Here is a 15782-nt window from a genome sequence, read left to right as displayed (position 1 = left end):
CATGACATTGGGATGGCTCAGCGCTTGAGCAATCCGCTTTGAGATCGGCGATGAGCGCTTCGAGCATCTCGCGCGCGAGGAATAACGGATGGCTCCTCTTTGGTAAATAATCTTCCGGGACGGGACAGTTAACAAACCACCCCAGCGGTCAGCGTCCGCCGGGGATCATTTCCTGAAACCTGAGCATGGGGTACACATGGGTAATTCCTTACAGGATCAGTTATTGAAAAGCGGCCTGGTCAGCTCGCAACAGGCCAAGCAAAGCCAGTCAAAAAAACGCAAGCAGCGCCGTCAGGGCGCGGATAGCGAAAGCGCTGCACGTCGCGAGGCCGTCCAGCGCGCCGAGGCCGAGAAAGCAGCCCGCGACCGCGAACTGAACCGCCAGCGCGCCGAGGAAGCCCAACGCAAGGCCGAGCAGAATGCGCTGCGAGAGATGGTTCACCAACACCGCGTGACACGCACAGGCGGTGATCTGGCGTACAATTTCGCCGACGGGCCGGCACTGAAGCGGCTTTATGTGAATGCCGACCAGCATGCCGCCATTGTTGGCGGCCAGCTCGCCATCGTGCGCCAGGACAACTTCTATGAGCTGATTCCAGCGGAGACTGCGGAGCGTGTCGCCGAGCGCGATGCCGAGCGGATTCTGGTGTGGAACCAGGGGAGCAACGCAACAGGCGGTGCCACATCGGCTGACGATGATGAGTATGCTGACTATCAGGTGCCGGATGATTTGATGTGGTAGCCAGTGATCGACACGCATTGCCACCTGGATTTCCCCGCCTTCGATGCAGATCGCAGCGCCGTGCTGCACCGCGCTCATGCCCAGGGCGTCGTGGCACTGGTCATTCCCGGGGTCAGTGCCGCAAACTGGCCGGCGGTACTCGACTTACAGGCGCAAGCCCCCGAGCGGCTGTTTCCGGCGCTGGGTCTGCATCCGGTCTTTATCGACCACCATCAGCCGGCCGATCTTGATACGCTGCGCGCCAACTTGCAGCGCCAGCGTCCGGTCGCCCTCGGGGAGATTGGACTGGATTTCGCGCTCGCCGACACCGACCGAGCCGCACAGCAGTGGTATTTCACCCAACAATTGGAGCTGGCGGCGGAATTTAACCTGCCGGTGCTGCTGCATGTCCGCAAGGCGCACGACAGCGTCCTGGCGGCCCTGCGCGCGGTGTCGCACCCCAATGGCATCCCCGGCGGTATCGCGCATGCCTTCAACGGCTCATTGCAACAGGCACGACAGTATCTGGAGCTGGGCTTCAAACTCGGCTTTGGTGGCATGCTAACCTATACCCGCTCGCGCAAGCTGCGTCAGCTGGCGCGCGAACTGCCGCTTGATGCCCTGGTGCTGGAAACCGATGCTCCTGACATGACCGTGGCCTCGCATCAGTATCAACGCAACAGCCCGGAATATCTGCCCGAGGTACTGACGGCCCTGGCCGAGGTGCGCGGCCAGGCGCCGGAGCTGCTTGCCCAGACAACCACAGCCAACGCCTGTCACCTGTTGCGCCTGCCTATCCCCTCACCATCCCATGACTGAAACAGCAGCACCATCTGCGGATCTGTGCGCCCGCACCGCGATTCTGATCGGCCCGGACGGCTGCGAACGGCTGGCCCGCGCGCGGGTGCTGGTGGCCGGGCTGGGCGGTGTCGGCGGCCATGCCGCCGAAGCCCTGGCTCGCGCCGGCATTGGTCAGCTCACCCTGGTCGATCATGATCTGGTCGCCCCCTCCAACCTCAATCGCCAACTCGTGGCGCTGCATTCGACGCTCGGCCAACCCAAGGTTGAGGTGCTGGCCGCGCGCTTGCGGGCAATCAACCCAAGTGGTCAGTTTGACCCTATCGCGCGTTTTATCACCGCCGATGACATAGCCAGCCTGCAACTGCATGGGTTTGATGCGGTGATTGATGCCATCGACAGTTTGAGCAGCAAGGTCGCACTGCTGGCTGCCTGCCTAGAGGCTGGGGTGCCGGTGTTCAGCAGCATGGGAGCTGGCGGGCGTTTGGATCCGGGGGCAATTTTGACCAGTGACCTGATGCAGACCGAGCAGTGCCCGTTGGCCCGAGCGGTGCGTCAGCGGTTGCGCCGGTTGGGCTTTGGCGCCGGCGTGCTGGCAGTCTGGTCGCACGAACCGCCGCAGCCGCCATTGGCCCCGCAGCCAACAGAGCGCGGGCGCGCACGCGCGGTTAATGGCAGCATCAGCTATCTGCCCGCGCTCTTTGGACTGCGCCTGGCGGGCTGTGCGATTCAGCAGTTGCTCGCTGCGGCGGATTCAGAGCCTCCGCCTGGCTCGTAACGACTTTTGTTAGCGTCTGCCCTAACCCAATCAACGCTATCTATCAGCGCTCACCGCTACTGCGGGTGTTGAAGGACACCTTCCACTCCGCCGGCTGGCCGGTCAGGGGAATGGCGGTCAGCTCCAGATTGCCGACTTCGGAGACTGCGGCTTGCAGGCGTACCGGCACCACCTCACCCTGTTGGCGATGATCCGCCGGCAGATTGGTTTGAATGTCTTCCAGTTCATCAAACTCATCCGAACTCCACTCCTCCAGCAGATCGCCAGGCTGATCCTCGCGGCGTACGCTGGAGCCAAAGAAGCGGAAGCGCACCGGCTCGCCAACCACCAGGCCGAACTCCTGCGGCGGCTGCACCGGGTCGGAGCCCTCTTCCAGTCCAAAGGGCACCAGGCAGAGCGCTTGCAGCTCGGGCTCCATGCCGGGAATGGCTGGTGCCGCGCATTCGATGCCAACATAGTAGGAGTGCGAGGTACCGCCGCGAATGCGCACCCCACCATGGCCGCGCACATGGGCAAAGAAGGCCGCACCACAGGCCACAGCCAGATCCAGATCGCGCGCATTGAGCAGGCGCGCAGGCGGGGCGTCCTCGGCGCCGAGCCATTGATTCACCACCGACATGACACGCTCGCGCAGCACCGGCGCATTGAACACTCCGCCGTTAAACAGCACTGCCGTAGGGTGCAAAAAGCTTGCCCAGTGCGCCTGTTCGACAAAGCCCTCCAGATCGCCGGTTGCATCCGCCTGCCGACTCAAAAAGGCGGCCAGATGGCGGGTGATGCCGGGATCCTGCGCAAACGGCAGCCCCACCTTGGTCAGGGCGCCGCGTTCGCGCACCGCCGGGCGGGCGGAAATCTCGCAATCGGGGAAGAAGCCTTCGATCAGCGTCTGCTCAACTTCCTCGCGCGTCAGCTCGGTGCGAATACTGCGCCCGATCAGTTTGGCCCCCCGGCTTGGCACCACCACCGGCACCTGTTCGAGATCGCTATCGACGAGCAAGGCTTCCTTGGCCTGACGGCAGCCATGCGTCAACGCCTGCACCTGCCAGCGGTCAAGCTCAATGCCATCGGCCTTGAGCTTCTGCTTGACCAGATGCGCCAGGGTCAGATCCATGTTGTCGCCGCCGAGCAAAATATGCTCACCGACGGCGACCCGGGTCAGTTCCAGTGCGCCGGCATCCTCGGTGACTGCAATCAGGGATAAGTCTGTAGTGCCGCCGCCGACATCCACCACCAGCAAAATGTCACCGACCTTGACCTGCTGGCGCCAGTCGCCCCGGCTGTCGTTCACCCAGCTGTAGAGCGCCGCCTGGGGCTCCTCCAGCAGCACCAGATTCTTAATGCCCACCGCACTGGCCGCCTCGGCGGTCAGCTCGCGCGCGGCTGGATCGAAGGACGCCGGCACGGTAACCGTGACTTCCTGTTCCTCCAGGGGATCATAGGGGTGCTGCCCATTCCAGGCATCGCGCAGGTGCGCGAGATAATGGACGCTGGCATCAAAGGGCGACATGCGCGGCACATCGCGCGGCACTTCAGGCGGCAGAATAGCCTGCTTGCGATCCACGTCCGGATGACACAGCCAACTCTTGGCACTGGACACCAGCCGCACCGGCGTGGTGGTGCCCTGATTGCGCGCCAGGGTACCGGCAATGCGCCCCGGATCGCTAGGCCAGGGCAGGCTGAGATCACCGGGCTTGAATTCATCCTGATGTGGCAGATAGATAAAGGATGGCAGCACTGGGCGCTCTTCAACCGACCCCGGCGCCGTTAACTGGGGAATCAGCATCTGCCGATGCTCAACCTGCTCGCCGTCGCAGTGCTCCGACTCGACATAGGCCAGGGCACAGTGGGTCGTACCAAGATCAATGCCAATCGCAAAACGCGGCTTGTTCACAGCTCGACCTCCGCAGCCGCCAGGATATGCAGATCATGGCTGGTGGCGATCTTGGGCAGCTGGATATCCGTCGCGCGCCAGCCGCGATGCACCAGCGAACCGGTAAAGGGCGGCTCGCCAACCACCTGTCCGGTGGGGCGCACCTCGGTCGGATTAAATCCCGGCTCCAGCGTCACCTGCGCGCCCTCGCTCTCGGTGCGCACCGGTGCGATGTGCAGATGTTCCCGCAACACGCGCGCGCAGCCCTGATGCACCACCCGCGCAGCGGCGCCGATGTCTTCATCGGTATAGCTGGCGACATCCTCTTGCATGAAATCAATGAAACGCCCTTCCTTTTGCAGCAGACTAAGCAGCAGCAGCGCGGAATCCGGCGGCGCTTTTTCCAATTCGGCCGCCTTGGCTGGCGGAGGCGGTGTCACGGCCGGCTTGCGCGGGCTGCCCACTCCAGGCGTGGAGAACTGATCGGCGTGCAGGGCGCGTAAGTCCTCGGCATAGTCAGGACTGGCCAGCGCGCGCGCAAAGGACAGGCTGGCAATCGGCAAGCGCTGCAATACAATCCAGGCCTCGCGCGCGCCGATGCGTCCGTACTTGTAGAGCCGAGCGCCATAGGTACGCACCAACGCCCAAGCCGGTTGCGCCCTAGCCCGCCACGCCTGCAGGCGCTCCCGATCGAACAACGAGCCGAACAGGGACTTGAGCTTCTTCATTCCTTTCTCCTCGTCTGAGGGCCACCGAATCAGCCGCGACAGCGCAAACTCGCAGCCCGCAGTTGTGACAACAATAAATTGGTGCCGGTATAGTAACGCGCCAGCCCGCGTGCTTCATCATCTTCGACCGCAACACTTAAGCCACGAGCCATGAGCGTCCCAGTCTCCCCAAGTCCAAGCCCAATCTCCCCAAGCCCAGCGTCTCCACTGCAGAATCCCAATGACGAACAACGCCATCGCATGATTGCCACCGCCGCGTATTATCTGGCCGAGCGCCGGGATTTTCGCCCCGGACAGGCCGAGCGCGACTGGATGCTGGCTGAGCAACAGATTGATCGAATGCTTGCTGAACGGCGTCAGGCCGGTCAGTCGCCAGACACATTACGCGATATTGATATCCGCAACGCGCTGCGACTATTGCCGAGCCGCTAGTCAGACGCGCCGAAAATCCCGGCTCAGGCTGAAGCCTCAGGCGCCGGGAGGTGGGGCGGATCAGAAGGCCGCGCCGGACGGCTTGTTCATTTTCTTCAGGATCAAGGCCAGCGGACAAAAGCCGGTAAAGGCCGACTGCAACAGATTCAGCCCGATAAAGGCGGTGAACAGATACCAATAGGGCGACACCCAGTGGCCCAGCGCCAGTGTGAGCAGAATCATAAAGCCGGCAAAGGCAAAAACGATACGATCAATATTCATGTGCAGTCCTCTCAAATGGGTAGAATCTCGGGTTTGACATACCAACAGGTCATCCAGTGACGCGCGATCATAGTCAAGGTCCAGCGCGGCATCAAGCGTGCGTCCCCGCGCTTGAGTCCATCATCGCAGCCCTGCGCGATCCTGGTGCCTACCCCCATCCGGTGGGGCAGGTGCAGGTGCTCGAAACCCACATCTCCTTCATCCTGCTGGCCGGCGCCTATGCCTACAAGTTGAAAAAGCCGGTGAATCTGGGCTTTCTCGACTTCTCCACCCTGGCGCAGCGCCGGCACTTCTGTCATGAAGAGGTCCGCCTCAACCGCCGCCTGGCGCCGGGACTCTATCTGGATGTCGCGCAGGTCAGTGAACAGGCCGGACAGCTTGGCCTGCACCCCCAGGGCGAGGCGCTAGAGTATGCCGTGCGCATGCGCCGCTTTCCACATCATGCGGTGTTGAGCGCAGCCGAAGCCCCGCTGGAGCGGCACACTATCGACCGTCTGGCAGTGCAAATCGCCGCCTTTCATCAGCGCCTGCCCGCCGCCGCGCCGGAGTGCCCGTTCGGCACGCCGCAGCGGGTTCTCGATCCCATGCTGGCAAACGTCCAAGTACTGCGCACCAACCCGATCAATGCCGCCAGCCAGCCGCTCATTGATAGTATCGAACACTGGACCCGCACTCGCTTTGCCGTGCTGGAGCCGCTGCTTCGCGCGCGTAAAGCCGAAGGCTGGATTCGCGAATGCCACGGCGATCTGCATCGCGGCAACATTGCACTGATCGATGGCGAGCCGCTGATCTTCGATGCCCTGGAGTTCAACCCCGCACTGCGCTGGATCGACTGCATCAGCGATCTTGCCTTCCTAGCCATGGACCTGCGTGAAATTGGCGAGCGGGCCCTGGAGCGGCGCCTGATCAACCTCTATCTGGAACACACCGGCGATTATGCCGGCCTGCGCCTGCTGGCCTTTTATCAGGTGTATCGCGCCATGGTGCGGGCCAAGGTATGCGGCATCCGTTTGGGACAGCTCAGTCAAGCGGCTGCGGCTGCGCCCGAAGCACTGCAAACCCGCACCCAGCTCGATCAATACCTGCACCTGGCACTGGACTACACCACAAGCCACAAGCAGCAGATATTCATCACCCACGGCCTGTCCGGCTCGGGTAAGACCTGGCTTGGCCGGGCCCTGAGCGAACGCCTGCCGCTGATTCAGATTCGTTCCGATGTTGAACGCAAGCGCCTGTTCGCCGCGTTACCCGACGCTCAGACCAGCGCCCAAGCTGGAGTTCAAGCCGGCGCCATACCGGACAGCCAACTTTACAGCCGCGAAAGCTCGCGACTGACCTATCAGCGCCTGCTGGAGCAGGTTGAGCATATTCTACACTCCGGGTACAGCGTGCTGGTCGATGCCGCCTTTCTGCGCGCCGACCAGCGCGCCTGGTTCCGGGCACTGGCCCAGCAGCACAGCTGCGCCTTTACCATCCTGGCGCTCAGCGCCCCGACCGAGGTGCTCAAAGAACGGGTCACCCTGCGGCAGGAACGCGGTGACGACGTCTCAGACGCTGACACCCAGATCCTTGCGCGCCAGCATGAAAAACTACAGCCGCTCAGTGCCGACGAAGAAGCCTGCGCCATTCATCTGAACACGCATTCACAGGCTCAAATCGCCTCCTTTCTGCGCGCGATGGCCGGTTCAGATTCAGACTGACCGGGCGCGATCAAGCTCAGCGACGGAGCCAGACGCAGCTCGCGCTGATAGACAATCTCGACCGCGTCGCGGCCCAGCAACTGCCGCAGCCGCTTCACCAGAATATCGCTTGGAGTCACCTGCCAATCCGGCCCCAGACGCAGCTCGCCACTCGCGCCGGGGCGGACATACTGCACGCGCACACCCAGCCCGCGCCCGCGAAACTGCTGCAAACTATCGATCATGGCATTGATCAGACGATTGCCGTCGCGATGCTGATCCGGATCGCCCAGATCCACCCGCAGGCGCAGATGATCGGCCAGTTCGGCGCGCGCCTCGGCCAGCGGGCGTACGGCACTGGCACGCAAGGACCAGCTGTCGCGAAACTGATCAAAACGAATCTCCCCGGACACCACCAGGATGTTGTCCACCATCAGCAGTTCGCGTGTGGCCTCGTAAAGTTCCGAGAACACCGTGGCCTCAATGCGCCCGGTGCGATCATCCAACATCACACTGGCCATGCGCCCGCGCTGGGTTTTGTTGGTGCGCACCGCCACCACCAAGCCCACCACAGTGCGCGGCTCACCTCGACCGCCGCCCTCGCCACTGTCACCAAAACCGCCGCTACCGTGCCCGCCGTCGAGCAGGCCGGCGATGCGCCGCGACACCATGGCATTCAGCTCCGCCTCATAGGCATCAATCGGATGCCCGGTCAGATAGAGTCCCAGGGTTTCCTTTTCGCCGTGGAGGCGTTCGTCTTCATCCCACTCCGGCCATTCATCGGCGGCAATTTGCGGATCAGGAAGGGTGTTCGCATCCTCGTCCCCCATGCCGAACAGATCGTTCTGGCCGCTGCTGGCGCTGGCATGCGCCTGCTCAGCCAGCTTGAGCGCCACTGGGAGCTGATTGAACAGAGTCGCGCGGTTGGTGCCGAGTTTATCCAGAGCGCCGGCACGAATCAGCGCTTCGATCACGCGGCGATTGACCCGGCGCAAGTCAATGCGGCGGCAAAAGTCCCACAGATCGGCAAAGGGCCGATCCTGGCGCATGGTCAGAATCGCCTCAATGGCCGACTCGCCCACGCCCTTGATGGCGCCCAGCCCATAGACGATGCGCCTGTCGTCAGCCACGGTAAAGCGCCACTGGGACGCATTGATACAGGGCGGATTCACAGCCAGCTTCATCGCCCGGCATTCATCGATCAGGGTCACCACCTTGTCGGTGTTGTCCATATCCGCCGAGAGCACCGCCGCCATGAAGGCCGCCGGATAATGGGTCTTCAGCCACAGGGTCTGATAGGACACCAGCGCATAAGCGGCCGAATGGCTTTTGTTGAAACCATAACCAGCGAATTTTTCCATCAGATCGAAGATGTGCGTGGCCACAGCCGCATCCACGCCGCGCTCGACCGCGCCCTGCTCAAAGATGGCGCGCTGCTTGTCCATCTCCTCGGCTTTTTTCTTGCCCATGGCGCGGCGCAGCAGGTCGGCGCCGCCGAGCGAGTAGCCAGCCAGCACCTGGGCAATTTGCATGACCTGTTCCTGATACAGAATCACGCCATAGGTGGGCTTGAGAATCGGCTCAAGATCGGGGTGCGGATAGGCCACTGCCGCGCGCCCGTGCTTGCGGTCGATAAAATCATCCACCATGCCTGATTGCAGTGGCCCGGGCCGAAACAGCGCGACCAGCGCGGTGATATCGCCGAAGCTGTCGGGCTGGAGCTTTTTGATCAGCTCCTTCATGCCGCGCGACTCAAGCTGGAACACCGCCGTGGTCTCGCAGCGCTTCAGCAGTGCAAAGGCCTCGCCATCGCAGGGGTCGATGCGCTCAATCTCCAACGGCGCCTCGCCCTGCTCGGCGCGCAGTGCATTCACTGTCTTAAGCGCCCAGTCGATGATGGTCAGGGTGCGCAGACCGAGGAAGTCGAACTTCACCAGCCCGGCCTGTTCGACATCGTCTTTGTCGAACTGGGTGACCAGATTCTCTCCACCCGGCTCGCAGTAGAGCGGCGCAAAGTCGGTCAATTTGGTCGGTGCGATCACCACCCCGCCGGCATGCTTGCCGGCATTGCGCGCCAGGCCTTCGAGCTTGCGCGCCATGTCGATGATGGCGGTGACGGCTTCGTCCTCGGCATAGGCGGCTTTGAGATCCTCGCTCTCCACCAGCGCCTTGTCGAGCGTCATTTTCAGCTCAAAAGGCACCATCTTGGCGATCTTGTCAACAAATCCATAAGGATGCCCCAGCACCCGCCCAACATCACGCACCACCGCCTTGGCCGCCATGGTGCCGAAGGTGATGATCTGCGACACCGCCTCGCGGCCGTATTTGTCGGCAACATAGTCGATGACTTCGTCACGACGCTCCATGCAGAAGTCGATATCGAAGTCAGGCATGGACACGCGCTCCGGGTTCAGAAAGCGCTCGAACAGCAGATCATGCTCAATAGGATCGAGATCGGTGATTTTGAGCGCATAGGCCACCAGCGAACCGGCGCCTGAGCCGCGCCCGGGGCCGACCGGAATCCCCTGTTCCTTGGCCCACTGGATGAAATCGGCCACGATCAGAAAGTAGCCAGGAAAGCCCATGTCGCAGATGACTTTTAGCTCGGTTTGCAAGCGCTCGTTATAGACCCGGCGCCGCTCGGCCAGATCCGGCGTCTGGGCATCGAAGGTGCGTTCCAGGCGCCAGTCGAGCCCTGCTCGCGACGCCTCAGCAATGAACTCCGTGACCGTGCGCCCCTCGGGTACCGGCGAGTCGGGCAGATAACTCTTGCCGAGTTCCAGCTCCAGATTGCAGCGCTTGGCGATCTCGACTGAGTTTTCCAGCGCCTCGGGCAGATCAGCGAACAGCTCGGCCATCTCCGCCGGGGTGCGCAGATACTGCTCAGGGCTGTAAGCGCGCGGGCGGCGCGGGTCTTCGAGCGTCAGCCCCTCATGGATGCACACCCGCACTTCATGGGCTTCAAAATCGTCTGTGCGCAAAAAGCGCACATCGTTGGTCGCCACCACCGGCACCGAGCGCGCGGCGGCCAGTTCGACAGCGGCCTCAATATAGAGATCCTCATCCGCGCGTCCGGTGCGCATGACTTCCAGGTAAAAGCGCTCCCCGAACAGCTCCAGCCAAGCATCAAGCCGCTGGCGCGCATCCTCTGGATGACCGCGCACCAGCGCGCGCCCAACATCGCCCTCGCAGCCGGCCGACAGCGCAATCAGCCCCGCCGCGCGTTCCTTCAACCAGGCACGGTCGATACGCGGAAAGCCGGTATCCTGGCGCTCCAGATAGGCCCGGGAAATCAGTTCGGTCAGATGGCGATAGCCGGTCAAATCCTGCGCCAGCAGCACCAGCCGCTGCGGATGGGCGGGATCGGCCGGATCATCGACGCGAAACTCGCTGCCCACGATGGGCTTCACGCCCGCAGCCATGGCCGCCTTGTAGAAGCGCACCAGGCAAAACAGGTTGGTCAGATCGGTGATGGCCACCGCCGGCATGCCGGCCTCGGCCGCAGCGGCCACCAGCGCTTTCGGGCGGATTAAGCCGTCAACCAGCGAAAATTCCGAGTGCAGATGCAGATGAACGAATTTAGATTCCACGCTCCAGCGCCTATACCGCGAACACTTGGTGCCCAAGCCAGGGCATCCGCCACCATCGAATCAGCGCTCACCGCACCATCAACACCAGCACCACCACCAGACCTGCCACAGCGGCCAAGGGTAACACGACCGCCGCCCAATCGCCCTTCCCGGCCCGGGGTCCATGGTCCTGCCAAGCCTTGTAGGCCGGCCACAGGCGAAACAGCATCAACACCAGCACTGCCGCCAGCATCAGTTTCAACATCAGATCCATCGCGCGTTTCCTCCTCCCGCCGCTTTATCAAGGCGCGGACATAAAAAAGCCCCAGCTACAGGAGCCGGGGCTTTCAAGCCGCCCGGTTAAACAGGGATAATCAATCCCAACCGGTGCCGCAACCAACAAGCATCCTCATCAATCATCAATGCTCAGGCATCGTCGATCAGTCATCACCCAGGAAGCCAAGAATCTGCAACAGGCTAATGAAGATATTAAAGATCGACAGATAAATGCCATAGGTCGCCATGATGTAGTTGGTTTCCTCACCCCGGGCGATCCGGCTGGTATCAAACAGGATGAAGGCACTCATCAGCAAAATAATCGCGCCTGAAATCGCCAGCGACAGCGCCGGCATATTCAGGAACAGATTCGCCACCACGGCCACCAGCACCACCATCATCCCGGCAAAGACAAAGCCACCCAGGAAGCTGAAATCGCGCTTGCTGGTCAGTGCATAGCCGGACAGACCGAGAAAGATCAGCGCCGTGCCGCCAAACGCGGTCGCGATAATGCTGGGGCCATTGGGCAACGCCATGTACAGCGTCAGAATGGACCCGAGCCCAAAGCCAAGCATGCCGGTAATCAGGAAAATCACCCCGACACCGCTGGCCGACTGCGCGGCGCGCGGCAGCACAAACATCCCCAGCAGCATGGCGCCAATCACAGTCACCATATAGACCCAGGGCGGCATGGCCAAAGCCATCGACAGCATCGCCATCACCGCACTGAAGCCCAGGGTAGCGGACAACAGCAGATAGGTGTTTTTTAGCACCTTGTTTGCATTCACGGCGCTTGCCGCGCCTTGCATCATAATGTGTTCATTCGGCATTGTGTAAACCACTCCAAAAATTCATCAGGGACACCCAGGGAATCTAAGTCCGCAGCCAGCCAGAATCAACTCCTTTCGACCCGCCAGCACAGACTGCAAGATAATAACCAAAGCCACCATAAGATCAAGCACCATCGCTGTGGCCAAGGGCCAACGGACCCAACACCCGCAGCGCCGCTGAAATTTCCTGTGGCAAGCCAGAGCCTCTCTGAGGTATGCTTACCAACTTGTTCACCGAGGCGCGCCCTGCCCTCGCACAACCGCACCCGCGCCAACTGAGGCTAAGCCCCGGCGCCACACCCATCACTTCGGAGAGGTGGCAGAGCGGTTGAATGCACCGGTCTTGAAAACCGGCGACGGTTGATCCCGTCCGTGGGTTCGAATCCCACCCTCTCCGCCATTTTATTTAACCCGCGCTTGCAGCGGCGGTCTAACGCGGCTTCCCTCTAGGGGCTCAATCCTCGGCAATACGGCGCAGGTTGGCGATGTCGAGCAGGAAGTTGTTGGGGCGGGATTCCACCAGCAGGCTTTCGCGCTTAAAGCCGGCGATGGTGCGGCTGGCGGTTTCGGTGGTGATGCCGAGCATGGCGCCCATATCCTCGCGGCTGAACAGTTGGCACTCGCTCGATTCGCGGTCGCGTACCAATCGCAACAGCAAACGCGCCACCCGCTGGCGCGCCGAGCCGGTGGACAGTTCGGTGAGCCAGGCATCCGCTTCCATCAGGGCGTGTTGCCAGCGCGCCATGAGTTCGCGATGCAGCCCTGGGTTGTCCTCGGCGAGCCGTTGCACCGTGCGTGTCGGAAAGCGGCAGATCTCAGCAGGTTGCAGCGCAATGGCATCATGCTGATAGCCTTCACCCAGCAGAGCCTCCAGGCCCAGCACATCAGTCTGTCGCACAATGCGCACGATACGCTGGCCGCCGTCAGGTAAATACTGCACCAGTTTCAGCGCGCCACTGCGAATGGTAAACATATATTCGCCATGATCGTTGCTCTGATAAAGCAGCGTGCCCGGTTTGAGGCTGAATTGATCGATTGGCTCGTGGATGCGCTCAAAATCCTGTTCTTGCAGGCCAGAGAACAACGCCGAGGTGCGCAGGGCACACTCTCGGCAATTGGCCTCTCCGGCCCAGGCTTCGCGTAAGGTAACGGACTTGCTCATGCGACTCACTGCCCGGTGTCGGGCCACTGTACTGGTGTTCGGAACTGGGGTTTAGGCGAAAGTGTAGCGGATTTTGCCATCGCTGTTGCCGGCATTGATGCCTGGGGGTGCAGCGGCGTCCTGCGCTATCATGCCGCCTGATGACTCAATCATATTGTTGCTGACCCACGCGCTTAAAAGACCGATGTCTCTGTTATCCCTGCGTAACCTGTCGCTGGCTTATGGTGCCGATCCGCTGCTCGATGGAATCGATCTCGATATCGATCCTGGCGAGCGTGTGTGCCTGCTCGGGCGTAATGGCACCGGCAAGTCAACGCTGATGAAAATCATTGCTGGCGAGGTGCAGGCCGACAGCGGTGAACTCCTATTCATGCCCGGACAGCGGGTAGCACGTCTGGCTCAGGAGGCCCCGCTGGGCCGTGATGAGACGGTGCTGGACGTGGTTGCCGCTGGCTTGGGCGATCTCGGCGCCCTGGCCGGCGAGTACCATCGCCTGAGTCAGCGCCTGAGCCATGGGGCCAATGCCAGCGAACTGGCGCGCCTGACGGCGATTCAGCAGCGTCTGGAGGCCGAGGGCGGTTGGGAGCTGGAGCAGCGTGCCGAGCGGGTCATCACTCGCCTGGGGTTGGAGGCCGATGCGCGTTATGCGTCGCTCTCGGGCGGCTGGCGCCGGCGGGTGCTGCTGGCGCAGGCGCTGGTCACGGAGCCGGATCTGTTGCTGCTTGATGAGCCAACCAATCATCTGGACATCGAAGCCATCGAGTGGCTGGAGAACTTTTTGCGCAGCTTTCGTGGCGCCTTGCTGTTCATTACCCATGACCGGCGCTTTCTGCGCCAGTTGGCCACCCGCATTCTGGAACTCGATCGCGGTCAGCTGACCGACTGGCCCGGCGACTACGCCAACTATCTACGCCGCCGCGAAGAACGCTGGCACGCCGAACAGCTCGAACGCGAGCGCTTCGAGAAAAAACTCGCCGCCGAGGAGGTGTGGATTCGCCAGGGCGTGCAGGCGCGCCGCACCCGCAACGAAGGGCGGGTGCGGGCGCTGGAAGCCATGCGGCGCGAACGCCTGGCGCAACGCGATCGCGCGGGTCAGGCGCGCTTGCGTATCGACAGCGGCGAACGTAGCGGCAAGCTGGTGGTCGAGACGCAGCATCTGTGCTTTGCCTGGGGCGAAACGCCGATTCTCAACGGTCTGGATACCACCATTTTGCGTGGCGATCGGGTGGGGATTATTGGCCCCAATGGCGCCGGTAAGACCACCTTGCTCAAGCTATTGTTGGGTGAACTGGAGCCGGACAGCGGGCAGATTCGCCGTGGGACCAAGCTGCAAATCGCCTACTTCGATCAGCTGCGTGCGCAGATGGATCCTGACAAAAGTGTGTGTGACAACCTGGCCGGTGGGCGTGAGCGCATCGAGATCGCCGGCAGCAGCCAACATGTGCTGGGGTATCTGAAGGATTTTCTGTTCGACCCCGAGCGGGCGCGCCAGCCGGTGGCAGCCCTGTCCGGTGGTGAGCGCAACCGGCTGTTGTTGGCCAAGCTCTTCACCCTGCCGGCTAATCTGCTGGTGCTTGATGAGCCGACCAATGATCTTGATGCCGAAACCCTGGAACTGCTCGAAGAGCGGCTGCATAACTTCGATGGCACCCTGCTGATCGTCAGCCATGATCGCGAACTGCTGGATAATCTTGCCACCTCCACCCTGGTATTCGAGTCTGACGGGCAGGTGCGCGACTATGTCGGCGGCTACAGTGACTGGCTGCGTCAACGTCCAGCGCCGCCCGCGTCAGCCGCAACCACCACCGCCGCAGCACCGCCCACTGCGACCACCACCAAGGCCGCGCCGGCCAAGCGCCAGCCCACCAAGCTCGGCTACAAAGACCAGCGCGAGCTCGATGCGCTCCCCGCCCAGATCGAAGCGTTGGAGCAGGAACAGCGGACACTGGAACAGCAACTGGCCGATCCGGCACTCTATCAGCGCAGTGACGCCCAAACGCAGGTGGCTGAGGCCAGCGTGCGTCTCGATAGCGTCGGTCAGGAATTGGCAGTGTGCTATGAGCGCTGGGCGGAGCTTGAGGAGCTAGACTCTAGTCTTATAAAAAATGCGCGATAGTGTATTATTGTCTCATGGAAAGCACCATGAGTACAGGCAAGGCGGCGAAGAGGCTGGGTGTTTCGGTCAAGACATTGCAGCGCTGGGAGCGCGAGGGGCATCTCATTCCCGTGGCGCGTACCGACAGCAATCGTCGTCTTTACACCGAGGCCCAGTGGCGAGCGTTCATCGGATGGCGACAGACGCCCGAGTGTCCAGCGCGAATAGTGGCCTATTGCCGAGTCTCATCGGCCGCACAGAAGCCAGACCTGACCAACCAGCGCCGGGTGCTGGAAGCGTTTGTTGTGGCGAGAGGTTTAGCGAACGTCGAATTCGTCGAAGACGTGGGAAGCGGCTTGAACTTCAAGCGCCAGCGTTTTTTGGCACTGATGGATGAGATCGGGCAGCGGAGCATCAACACCCTGATCCTCGTCCACAAAGACCGGCTGACGCGCGTTGGGTTCGAGTGGTTCGAGCATTACGCCAAGACACACGGCTGCGAAATCCTGGTACTGAATCAAGAAAGGCTTTCGCCCGAACAGGAGCTGGTGCAGGACTTGATGACCATTGTGGATGGTTTTTC

The 15782-nt window shown here is 61.9% G+C and carries 14 protein-coding genes and 1 tRNA gene; 8 read left to right on the top strand and 7 right to left on the bottom strand.

Annotated elements, in window-relative coordinates:
• The first annotated feature begins 196 nt into the window (after nucleotides 1-196).
• From CKO36_RS16255 to CKO36_RS16245, 3 genes are read left to right on the top strand one after another with little or no spacing between them, the layout of a single operon-like run.
• The gene (locus tag CKO36_RS16255) at nucleotides 197-742 is read left to right on the top strand and encodes a DUF2058 domain-containing protein (RefSeq protein WP_200285702.1); all 546 of its coding nucleotides are present in this window, start codon (nucleotides 197-199) and stop codon (nucleotides 740-742) included.
• 3 nt (nucleotides 743-745) lie between these two features.
• The gene (locus CKO36_RS16250; protein ID WP_200285700.1) at nucleotides 746-1540 is read left to right on the top strand and encodes a TatD family hydrolase; all 795 of its coding nucleotides are present in this window, start codon (nucleotides 746-748) and stop codon (nucleotides 1538-1540) included.
• On the top strand, nucleotides 1533-2297 hold the full coding sequence (locus CKO36_RS16245; RefSeq protein WP_200285698.1) for a tRNA threonylcarbamoyladenosine dehydratase: 765 nt from the start codon (nucleotides 1533-1535) through the stop codon (nucleotides 2295-2297). Before CKO36_RS16250 ends, CKO36_RS16245 begins: the two co-directional genes overlap by 8 nt.
• A gap of 43 nt (nucleotides 2298-2340) precedes the next feature.
• On the opposite strand, the gene CKO36_RS16240 is transcribed toward CKO36_RS16245, so the two are convergent.
• Nucleotides 2341-4188, bottom strand: a complete 1848-nt coding sequence (locus CKO36_RS16240) for an Hsp70 family protein (RefSeq protein WP_200285697.1) — start codon at nucleotides 4186-4188, stop codon at nucleotides 2341-2343.
• Nucleotides 4185-4895, bottom strand: coding sequence for a DUF2760 domain-containing protein (locus CKO36_RS16235; RefSeq protein ID WP_200285695.1), 711 nt, complete (start codon nucleotides 4893-4895; stop codon nucleotides 4185-4187). The genes CKO36_RS16240 and CKO36_RS16235 overlap by 4 nt, the downstream gene beginning before the upstream one ends.
• Before the next feature lie 150 nt (nucleotides 4896-5045).
• Between CKO36_RS16235 and CKO36_RS16230 the strand changes: the two genes are divergently transcribed.
• Nucleotides 5046-5327: a DUF2934 domain-containing protein gene (locus CKO36_RS16230; RefSeq protein ID WP_200285693.1), complete on the top strand. Its 282-nt coding sequence runs from the start codon at nucleotides 5046-5048 to the stop codon at nucleotides 5325-5327.
• A 60-nt stretch (nucleotides 5328-5387) separates the two neighbouring features.
• Here CKO36_RS16230 and CKO36_RS16225 read toward each other — a convergent pair whose 3' ends face one another.
• Entirely contained in the window at nucleotides 5388-5588 is a 201-nt protein-coding gene (locus CKO36_RS16225; RefSeq protein WP_200285691.1) for a YgaP family membrane protein, read from the bottom strand.
• Between the two features lie 56 nt (nucleotides 5589-5644).
• Here CKO36_RS16225 and CKO36_RS16220 point away from each other — a divergent pair, with 56 nt between their 5' ends.
• The gene (locus CKO36_RS16220; RefSeq protein ID WP_200285689.1) at nucleotides 5645-7288 is read left to right on the top strand and encodes an AAA family ATPase; all 1644 of its coding nucleotides are present in this window, start codon (nucleotides 5645-5647) and stop codon (nucleotides 7286-7288) included.
• On the opposite strand, the gene dnaE is transcribed toward CKO36_RS16220, so the two are convergent.
• The 3 genes from dnaE to CKO36_RS16205 all read right to left on the bottom strand — a co-directional run bounded on the left by dnaE (nucleotide 7240) and on the right by CKO36_RS16205 (nucleotide 11942).
• Nucleotides 7240-10857, bottom strand: a complete 3618-nt coding sequence (dnaE, locus tag CKO36_RS16215) for a DNA polymerase III subunit alpha (RefSeq protein ID WP_200285687.1) — start codon at nucleotides 10855-10857, stop codon at nucleotides 7240-7242. The genes CKO36_RS16220 and dnaE overlap by 49 nt on opposite strands.
• 67 nt (nucleotides 10858-10924) lie before the next feature.
• Nucleotides 10925-11110 carry a hypothetical protein gene (locus tag CKO36_RS16210; RefSeq protein WP_200285685.1) on the bottom strand — a complete coding sequence of 62 codons (186 nt, stop codon included), beginning with the start codon at nucleotides 11108-11110 and terminating at the stop codon, nucleotides 10925-10927.
• A gap of 166 nt (nucleotides 11111-11276) precedes the next feature.
• Nucleotides 11277-11942: a Bax inhibitor-1/YccA family protein gene (locus tag CKO36_RS16205; protein WP_200285683.1), complete on the bottom strand. Its 666-nt coding sequence runs from the start codon at nucleotides 11940-11942 to the stop codon at nucleotides 11277-11279.
• Nucleotides 11943-12252: 310 nt separating this feature from the next.
• Between CKO36_RS16205 and CKO36_RS16200 the strand changes: the two genes are divergently transcribed.
• Nucleotides 12253-12342 (top strand) — tRNA-Ser (locus CKO36_RS16200).
• A gap of 54 nt (nucleotides 12343-12396) precedes the next feature.
• Here the strand turns inward: CKO36_RS16200 and CKO36_RS16195 are convergent.
• On the bottom strand, nucleotides 12397-13104 hold the full coding sequence (locus CKO36_RS16195) for a Crp/Fnr family transcriptional regulator (RefSeq protein WP_200285682.1): 708 nt from the start codon (nucleotides 13102-13104) through the stop codon (nucleotides 12397-12399).
• A 184-nt stretch (nucleotides 13105-13288) separates the two neighbouring features.
• On the opposite strand from CKO36_RS16195, the gene CKO36_RS16190 reads away from it, so the two are divergent.
• Both CKO36_RS16190 and CKO36_RS16185 read left to right on the top strand, forming a co-directional pair.
• The gene (locus CKO36_RS16190) at nucleotides 13289-15220 is read left to right on the top strand and encodes an ATP-binding cassette domain-containing protein (protein ID WP_200285680.1); all 1932 of its coding nucleotides are present in this window, start codon (nucleotides 13289-13291) and stop codon (nucleotides 15218-15220) included.
• Between the two features lie 26 nt (nucleotides 15221-15246).
• On the top strand, nucleotides 15247-15782 hold a 536-nt coding region (locus CKO36_RS16185; protein WP_200285678.1), incomplete at its 3' end, for an IS607 family transposase.

The sequence above is a fragment of the Rhabdochromatium marinum genome (assembly GCF_016583795.1).
GTDB lineage: Bacteria > Pseudomonadota > Gammaproteobacteria > Chromatiales > Chromatiaceae > Rhabdochromatium > Rhabdochromatium marinum.
Note: the sequence above shows the minus strand (reverse complement) of the source record. Positions and strands in the feature narration are given on the sequence as shown.